This window comes from Staphylococcus croceilyticus, from assembly GCF_002902575.1.
Lineage (GTDB): Bacteria > Bacillota > Bacilli > Staphylococcales > Staphylococcaceae > Staphylococcus > Staphylococcus croceilyticus.
Genome location: NZ_PPRD01000059.1, coordinates 19663 through 29282, shown reverse-complemented (window position 1 = coordinate 29282; position 9620 = coordinate 19663). Strand labels below are relative to the sequence as shown.

Genomic DNA, 9620 nt, shown 5'->3' with positions numbered 1-9620 from the left:
CTCTAGTTCTTTATTATATATAAATATATAAGAGAGATAGTTAACTTAAGAAAACAAGTGCTACTTATAATTCTCTATAAAGGCCTATAACTTTTCCGATAACAGTAACGTTATCTAAGTATATAGGGCTCATAGTACTGTTCTCTGGTTGTAATCTATAACGATTTTTTTCTTTGTAGAAACGTTTTACAGTAGCTTCATCATCTTCAGTCATTGCTACAATGATATCTCCATTTTCTGCTATTGTTTGGCTTCTAACGATGACTTTATCTCCATCTAAGATGCCAGCCTCAATCATACTTTCACCAACAACATTTAAAATGAAAATATCACTATTGTGAGTAGAAGTTAAATGCTCGGGTAATGGGAAATATTCTTCAATGTTTTCAACAGCAGTGATAGGCACACCAGCTGTTACTTTACCAATAACTGGTACATATATTGTTTCTTCCATATTAATAGAGTCCTTTGATTGTTCACTCACAATTTCAATTGCTCTTGGTTTAGTTGGATCTCTTTTTATATATCCTTTTTCTTCTAATCTTGATAAGTGACCGTGAACAGTTGAACTTGAAGCTAAACCAACTGCTTCACCAATTTCACGAACACTTGGTGGATAACCTTTAACTTGAACTACATGTTTAATGTAATCATATATTTCACTTTGTCTTTTTGTTAATTCTCTCATATATAGGCACTCCCTATGTTTATTTAACATTATTATAGCATTAATTTTTCGTTAAAACAAACATTTGTTCGTTTTCGTATTGACTAGGAACATCCGTTCTGTTAAAGTATTAATACAAACAAATGTTCTAGGAGTGTAATAAATGATTAATAAATATACTAGTAATTTAATTAGCAATATCACCGTAGTTCTAGTCTCTTGCGTAGTTTTTCTAGTTTTCTTCATTAGTTTATATCATAGCTCACAAACGGAACAAACGTACGAAATTACAGACCATACTATCTCTAAAAAAGCTATGCTAAATAGTGATGATAAGAACATAAAAGACACAAATACAGAACAAACAGACTATAAAGTGTTCGCATTAGTTCAATAAATTACGAAAAACAAACTAATTATATATATAAATTTTTAAAAGCATAAATTTCTTATCGAATTAGATGAGAAGTTTATGCTTTTATTTTTAAAAAAGAATTAAATGTTAGAAAGTATATTGATAGGGTATTAATATCTATTGCATGAGATTATTTAGTACAAGCAAAGTTTATAGATTAGATAGCTTGTTATAACGGATACAGCTTTTCAAAAACTTTTTTAACCTACATTTTTTTGGTATATTTTATGAAGTAATTATTAAAAATATTATATTTGAAAAGAGAGTGATTGCCTTGACTAAAGACAATTTAAATATAGATAGAATCAATGAACTAGCTAAAAAGAAAAAAGAAAAGGGCTTAACTGAAGCTGAGGCTAAGGAACAATCTAAATTACGTAAAGCGTATTTAGAATCATTTAGAAAAGGATTTAAGCAACAAATTGAAAATACTAAAGTAATAGATCCAGAAGGAAACGATGTAACACCTGAAAAATTGAAAAAAATTCAAGAAGAAAATAAAAATCATAAAGATTAAAATACAAGGTTTAACCCCTTAAGATTAATTCTTATCAAAAACAATATATTTAAGTTATAATATAACAAAGATTATTTAAGTAGAAGGGAAGTATTATAGATGTTTAACGAGAAAGATCAATTAGCCATTGATACTATTCGTGCTCTAAGTATTGATGCAATCGAACAAGCAAATTCTGGTCACCCAGGTCTACCTATGGGAGCAGCCCCAATGGCTTACACTTTATGGATACGCCATTTAAATTTCAATCCTCAATCAAAAGACTACTTTAACAGAGACCGTTTCATCCTTTCAGCGGGTCATGGTTCGGCTTTACTTTATAGCCTTCTTCATGTATCTGGAAGTTTAGAATTAGAAGAACTTAAACAGTTTAGACAATGGGGATCAAAAACACCGGGACATCCAGAATTTAGACATACTGATGGGGTAGAAGTAACAACTGGACCATTAGGTCAAGGTTTTGCAATGTCAGTAGGTATGGCTTTAGCTGAAGACCACTTAGCAGGTAAATTTAATAAAGAAGATATTGATATCGTCGACCACTACACATATGTATTAGCTTCTGATGGTGACTTAATGGAAGGTATTTCACACGAAGCTGCTTCATTTGCTGGTCACAATCAATTAGATAAATTAATCGTGTTATATGATTCAAATGATATTTCACTTGATGGGGAATTAAATAAATCATTTTCAGAAGACACTAAAAAACGCTTCGAAAGCTATGGATGGAATCACATCTTAGTTAAAGAAGGTAACGACTTAGAAGAAATTGATAATGCTATTAGTAAAGCTAAATCTCAAAAAGGCCCTACAATTATTGAAGTTAAAACAATTATCGGTTTCGGAGCTCCAAACGTAAGTGGTACTAATGGTGTTCACGGTGCGCCATTAGGTGAAGATGAAAGAAAATTAACATTTGAAGCTTATGGTTTAGACCCTGAAAAACGCTTCTATGTACCAGAAGAAGTATATGAAATCTTCCAAACAACTATGTTAAAACGTGCTAACGAAAATGAAGATGCTTGGAAAGAAAAATTAGAAAAATATTCTAATAAATATCCAGAATTAGCTGAAGAATTTAAATTAGCGATTAGCGGTAAATTACCTAAAAATTATAAAAATGAGTTACCTAAATTTGGTAGCGACCATAATGCTGCAACTCGTGCCGATTCAGGAGAAATTATCCAAGCTTTAAGTAAATCAGTACCTTCATTCTTCGGTGGTTCAGCTGACTTAGCTGGTTCTAACAAATCTAATGTTAAAGAAGCTACAGATTATGACCGCAACACACCTGAAGGTAAAAACGTTTGGTTTGGTGTAAGAGAATTTGCAATGGGTGCAGCTGTAAATGGTATGGCAGCTCATGGTGGTCTTCACCCGTACGGTGCAACATTCTTCGTATTCAGTGATTACTTAAAACCTGCACTTCGTTTATCAGCAATTATGGGACTTAATTCAACATTCATCTTTACACATGACTCAATTGCAGTTGGTGAAGATGGTCCAACTCATGAACCAATTGAACAATTAGCAGGTTTAAGAGCTATCCCAAATATGAATGTCATTCGTCCAGCTGATGGAAATGAAACTAGAGTAGCTTGGGAAGTTGCTTTAGAATCTGAACAAACACCAACATCATTAGTATTAACTCGTCAAAACCTTCCTTATTTAGATGTAGATGAAGCTACTGTTGAAGAAGGTGTGCGTAAAGGTGCTTACACTGTTTATGAAACTGAAACTAAACCAGAATACTTATTACTAGCTACTGGTTCAGAAGTAAGCTTAGCTATTGAAGCGGCTAAAGACCTTGATAAACAAGGTAAAGGTGTAAGAGTTGTTTCTATGCCAAACTGGTTAGCTTTTGAACAACAAAGCGATGAATATAAAGAGTCAGTCATTCCTAAAGATATTACTAAACGTGTTGCTATTGAAATGGCTTCACCACTTGGTTGGCACAAATACGTGGGTACTGAAGGTAAAGTTATCGGTATCGATGGATTTGGCGCAAGTGCCCCTGGGGATTTAGTAGTTGAAAAATATGGATTTACTAAAGAAAATATTTTAAACCAAATCAGAACATTCTAATTGATTACTATTGCTATAAAGAAGACTTTCGCGTTGAAAGTCTTCTTTTTTATTAATTTTTAGGTATCAAAATCATATAGTAATTTGTTATCATAATAAATGTGTTTTTATTCTTAAACTAGCTATTGAAAATAAGATAGTTATTTAGTAAAATTCAGTAGGTATAGAAAGTGGGTGAAACAATGGCAACTTGGTTAGCGATATTATTAATCATTCTAGCGCTTATCATCGGACTTGTTGGTGGTTTCTTCTTAGCAAGAAAATATATGATGGATTATTTGAAAAAAAACCCACCTATTAATGAAGAAATGTTACGTATGATGATGATGCAAATGGGACAAAAACCATCTCAAAAGAAAATCAATCAAATGATGACAATGATGAACAAAAACATGGATCAAAACATGAAAAGTTCAAAAAAATAATTTTTAAGAAGGATTGTGCCGTTAAAAGGTTTACAATCCTTTATTTTTGATGTAAAACAATTTTAGGATTATTATTGATTCAGCAATTTAAATTAAATTTTAACTATTGAAAATAATTTTTCGAAGTATTAGTTTATGAATATAAGAAGGTGTAATTTTGGCATATTTAATTTTTTCAGTAGTATTTGCGTTGTTCATGGGAATTGTCGTTATCTTCATACGTATGAAAGCTCAAAAATTCCCAGTTAACGAGAAAAAAATTATTTTACCACCGTTCTTCATGGCTACTGGTGCCTTGATGTATGTTATTCCGTATTTTAGATTAACTGGTGCAGAAATAATAGAATCTATTATTTTAGGCGTTATCTTTTCATCTGTCTTAATATGGACAAGTCATTTTGAAGTTCATGGAACTGAAATTTATATGAAAAGATCCAAAGCTTTTCCAATAATATTAATTTCATTATTAATTATCCGTACGGTAATTAAAATATTTATTAGTAGCTCGATTGATCCTGGCGAAATTGGTGGAATGTTCTTCTTACTAGCATTTAGCATGATTGTACCTTGGAGATTAGCTATGTTGTACAAATTTAAAAAATTGAAAAAAACTGTAGTTTTATAGTTTTTGTGGGAGCGGAACAGAAAAGTTTTTAATTTCTGTCTCGCTTCTTTTTTCATTTGAATAAGAAAAAAATTATGTGTATAATTTATACGAACAAACGTTCTTAAGGGGGGTTCCTATGAAAATAATACATACAGGAGATTGGCACTTAGGAAAGATTCTAAATGGTAAGCAATTTTTAGAAGATCAAGAATACATATTAAATCAGTTGATAGATAAAATTGATGAAGAAAATCCAGATGTTTTTATTATTTCAGGAGACATTTATGATACAACGTATCCTAGTAAAGAAACAATTAAATTATTTGAACAGACACTTAGTACGATAAATATTCAAATGGGTATTCCGACTATTATTACTAATGGGAACCATGATGGGAAGGAACGTTTAAATTATGGTTCTACTTGGTTTCAACATTCAAAATTATATATACGTACTAAATTAAAGGATATGAATCATCCTATTACAATTAATAATGTTAATTTTTACACGTTACCTTTTGCGACAGTTAGTGAAATTAAAGCATTTTTTGAAGATGATTCAATTGAGACATATGAACAAGCTACTCAAAGATGTATTGCGTATATTTCTGAAACTATGAATAAAGATGAAGTTAATTTCTTAATTGCGCATCTTACAATTAATGGAGGGAAAACGTCTGATTCTGAAAGACCACTTACGATTGGGACAGTTGAAAGCGTAGATAAAGCATCCTTCAATGTTTTTGACAAAGTATTATTAGGTCATTTACATCATCCATTTAGTATTGAAGATAATGTAATTAGTTATAGTGGCTCATTATTGCAATATTCATTTTCAGAAAGTAACCAACCAAAGGGTTATAAGCGACTTGTAATTAATTCCAAAGAAGATATCACCAATCAGTTTATACAGCTTAAACCTTTACGAGAATTGGAAGTTATTGAAGGTGAGTATGATGATGTTATTCAAGGTAGCGTAAAAATGAAAAATAAAGAAAATTATTTTCATTTCAAGTTGAGAAATATGTCACATATTAATGATCCTATGTTACAACTTAAACAACTTTATCCTAATACTTTATCGTTAAGTAATATTACTTTCGAAAGTAGTGGTCAATTACATCAAACTGAATTAAAACTAAAAGATGATGCGACGATTATTCAGCAATTTTATAAATCAATAACAGATCAAGAGCTAACGGATTATCAAAATAATAAAATTCATGACTTGCTCAATCAAGTAATTAACAAGGAGGTTTAAAATTTGAAGCCTATAAAATTAAAATTAACTAATTTTGGACCTTTTTTAAATGAAACAATTGATTTTCGAGAAATTAATAATGAACGATTATTTTTGATAAGTGGTAAAACTGGCTCAGGTAAAACCATGTTGTTTGATGCGATTGTCTTCGCTTTATTTGGAAAAGCTTCTACTGAAGGACGAAATGAAAGTGAACTTAGAAGTCATTTTGCAGATGGAAAATCACCTATGTCTGTCATTTATGAATTTGAACTTAAAGATAAAGCATTCAAAATTGTGAGACAGGGCGCTTTTACAAAACAAGGCAATACCTCTCAAACTCCAGGGAAGTTAGATGTCTATGAATTAGAAAAAGAAACAAATCAATATGAATTACGTGAGAGTAAGATTAGTTCAGGAAATGCGTTTATCAAGAGTATCTTAGGTGTAAATGCAGAACAATTCAGACAACTGTTTATCTTGCCACAAGGTGAATTTAAGAAGTTTTTAGTTTCAAATAGCTCTGATAAACAAAGTATTTTAAGAACCTTGTTTAATAGTATAAGATTTGAAGAAATTCAGAATTTACTGTTAAACGAAGTGAAAGCTGAAAAGAAACAAATTGAATCACGTCAGAATCAAATTCAAATATTATGGGAAGACATAGATGATTTTGAAAATGAAACGTTAAGTCAACTTAAGTTAATCGATAGTCTTCAAACTCAAGAAATTTTAAAAGTCATCCCAAATTTTAAAGAAATTGGCAATCAATTACTTAAAGATTATGAAGAATTAAAAAATAAAAATTATATTGCACTAACGAACTTAAATCAACGTATTGAAGATAATAAACAACTTCAACAAAATCTTGTAGATTTAGAAAAACGAAAAGAATTAAAAAAACAATTAGATGAAAAAGCTAGTTACATAAAAGAATTAAATAAAGAATTAGACAGATTAAATGAAATAAAAACACTTTCTAATTTATATGAGCAAGAAAAAAATAAAGTCTTAAAAATTGAAGAAGTAAAAAATAAAATAGCGACATCAAAATCTAATATTACTCGTTTAAAACAATCATTAGATTTATATATAAGTGAGTTAGAAACTTTAGTACAAAACGAAAAAAATATTGAACAAAAAACTAAATATATCAATAATACGAGACAATTTTATGGAAATCTCGCAAAATATAATAACGCTTATACTGAAATAAAAACTACCAAAAACCAACTTGTTGAGAGTGATAAAAAGCAAGAAGAAATTAGCCATAACGAAAATGAACTTAACGAGAAAATAAAAAATATTGATATTAATGAGGATGCGATTGATCAATTAACAAAAAGTATTTATGAATTAGAAAGAGAAATTGAAAAACAAGAACAATTACAAGCTAATAAAGATAAATTGGCTAAATTGAAAAGTGAATATGATGATAAATCTGCACAACAAGAAGTTCTAAGTCAAGAAATCGAGTCTTTTAACACGCAATTAGAAAATATTGATAGAACAAATATCGATTTAAATGATAAACAAACATTTGTTCAAGAAATTCAATCTGCATTACATATTGGCGATACATGTCCGATTTGTGGAAATGAAATTGAATCCTTAAATGCCCATATTGATTTTGAAAAGATTAACCAAAATCAACAGTTAATAAAAAAATTAACAAACGATATTTATGAAAGAAATATTAAATTAGGTAACTTAGAAACTTCTCAAGCATTTATCACTAAACAAATGAAGGAACTAGAAGTTAATGAAAGTGAATTACAAGATATAAAAAAACTAGACCAATCTTTACAAGATAAAAAAATAGAAAAACAACAAATTCAAGAACAAAAAAATGAATTAAAAGAATATAACAATCAATTAAATCAACTTAAAGAAACGAAACATCAATTATTAGTTGATCATGAGAAATTAAAGTCTCAGAAAAACCAATATGAAATATTGATTAATGACTTTGAAAAAACGACAGAATTTAATGACATTAAATCATTTGAAAAACATTATATTGAAAACGAAAAAATGGTTACTGATTTTCAAAAACAAAAAGAAGATTTAAATAGTAAAATTCAACAATATAATCAAGAATTTGCTATCGAAAAAAATAATTTAAAAAATCATGAAAACGGTAATCAAGAATTAAAAGAAGAGTTACATCACTTAAAAGCTCAAATAGACAATGAGATGACGAGAATCGGTGTATCAAATTATGAAGAAATTGAACACTTAGTACAAAAATTGAATACTAAAAATGATATTGAACAAGAAATTGAAGATTACAATCAAGAACAACATAAACATTCAATTGAAATAGAGCGTTTAACACATCTAACTAAAGATAAAGAATTAGAAGATATTCCAGCTTTAGAAGGAGAAAAGTTAAAAGTTGAAGAACGTTACAATGAAACATTTGAAATCTCAACGACTTTACAATATAAACTACAACAAAATGATAAGAAATTTGAAAGCATGAAAGTTCATATCAATTATTTAAATGAAGAATTAAAAGAACAGCAACAAATATTTGAATTGGCTGAAATATTGTCGGGCAAAAACAATCAAAAGCTAACGCTTGAAAACTATGTTTTAATTTATTATTTAGAACGAATTATTCAACAAGCCAATATTCGATTGAAGAAAATGAGTGGTCAAAGATACCAACTTCAGCGTAGACAATCTGTTTCACAAGGTTATAGCGGATTGGAAATTGATGTTTTTGATCTACATTCTAACCATTCGAGACATATTAGTTCTTTATCAGGTGGAGAAACATTCCAAGCTTCTCTAGCTTTGGCACTGGGATTAAGCGAAGTGGTTCAACAAGAATCCGGTGGTATTACTTTAGATTCTATGTTTATTGACGAAGGCTTTGGTACATTAGACCAAGAAACACTAGAAACAGCGTTAGATACTTTAATGAAATTACAAACTTCTGGAAGAATGGTAGGAATTATTTCGCATGTCAGCGAATTAAAACAACGTATTCCGCTTATACTTGAAGTGAAAACCAATCAATATCAAAGTAGCACTCAATTTAAATGGCATTAACACCACAACAATAAATACTAAAAAATAAAAAGACATCATAGTATCTATACTTAGTGAGATGTATAGATATTAAGATGTCTTTTTATATGTAACAATTATTTTTGTCTTAATAAGTCACGGATTTCAGTTAATAATACTGTATTAGCTTCAATCTCTTCCTCTTCTTCAGGTGCTTCTTTTCTCATAAGTGTATTAGCAATTTTTACGAAGATAAATAAAGCCGCTGCAACAATAATAAAATCAATTATTGATTGAATGAATAGACCATATTTAATTCCCCAAAATTCCCAATCTTTAGCAAAGTCAACTGACCCAAAGATTTTACCGATTAAAGGCATAATGATGTAGTTAACTAATGATGTAACGATTTTATTAAAAGCTGCCCCCATAACAACAGCAATAGCTAAATCTAATACATTACCCTTTAAGGCAAATTCCTTAAATTCTTTTAACATATGAAAAACTCCTTTCATTCATACAGAATAAAATATATTATACATCATATAAAATATTTAGTAAAACATATTTTTAATGGAATTTGCTAAAGAAAAACGCCTTTGTTATCCTATTAATTAGAGTTATTGAAATAAAGTTATATTAT

Annotated in this window: 9 protein-coding genes; 7 read left to right on the top strand and 2 right to left on the bottom strand. The window is 29.3% G+C overall.

Translation table 11 applies throughout. The features are described from left to right. Positions 1-64: 64 nt before the first annotated feature. A complete protein-coding gene (gene lexA, locus CD128_RS07880) occupies positions 65-688 on the bottom strand; it encodes a transcriptional repressor LexA (RefSeq protein WP_103329458.1) in 624 nt (207 codons plus the stop codon). Positions 689-830: 142 nt separating this feature from the next. Here lexA and sosA point away from each other — a divergent pair, with 142 nt between their 5' ends. From sosA to sbcC, 7 genes are all read left to right on the top strand, one after another. After that, entirely contained in the window at positions 831-1064 is a 234-nt protein-coding gene (sosA, locus tag CD128_RS12015) for a DNA damage-induced cell division inhibitor SosA (protein WP_103329457.1), read from the top strand. A gap of 292 nt (positions 1065-1356) precedes the next feature. Next, complete coding sequence (locus tag CD128_RS07870; protein ID WP_103329456.1) at positions 1357-1599, top strand: DUF896 domain-containing protein; 243 nt, start codon at positions 1357-1359, stop codon at positions 1597-1599. Positions 1600-1698: 99 nt separating this feature from the next. Beyond that, positions 1699-3687: a transketolase gene (gene tkt, locus CD128_RS07865; RefSeq protein ID WP_103329455.1), complete on the top strand. Its 1989-nt coding sequence runs from the start codon at positions 1699-1701 to the stop codon at positions 3685-3687. 182 nt (positions 3688-3869) lie between these two features. Next, a complete protein-coding gene (locus tag CD128_RS07860) occupies positions 3870-4112 on the top strand; it encodes a YneF family protein (protein WP_103299123.1) in 243 nt (80 codons plus the stop codon). 157 nt (positions 4113-4269) lie between these two features. Then, on the top strand, positions 4270-4737 hold the full coding sequence (locus CD128_RS07855) for a CcdC family protein (RefSeq protein WP_103329454.1): 468 nt from the start codon (positions 4270-4272) through the stop codon (positions 4735-4737). Between the two features lie 118 nt (positions 4738-4855). Next, positions 4856-5980 (top strand): exonuclease subunit SbcD, encoded by a 1125-nt coding sequence (gene sbcD / locus CD128_RS07850; RefSeq protein WP_103329453.1) that lies wholly within the window; start codon positions 4856-4858, stop codon positions 5978-5980. A gap of 3 nt (positions 5981-5983) precedes the next feature. Next, positions 5984-9019, top strand: a complete 3036-nt coding sequence (gene sbcC, locus CD128_RS07845) for an exonuclease subunit SbcC (protein ID WP_103329452.1) — start codon at positions 5984-5986, stop codon at positions 9017-9019. Positions 9020-9114: 95 nt separating this feature from the next. On the opposite strand, the gene mscL is transcribed toward sbcC, so the two are convergent. Next, complete coding sequence (gene mscL, locus CD128_RS07840; protein WP_103329451.1) at positions 9115-9474, bottom strand: large conductance mechanosensitive channel protein MscL; 360 nt, start codon at positions 9472-9474, stop codon at positions 9115-9117. Positions 9475-9620: the final 146 nt, after the last annotated feature.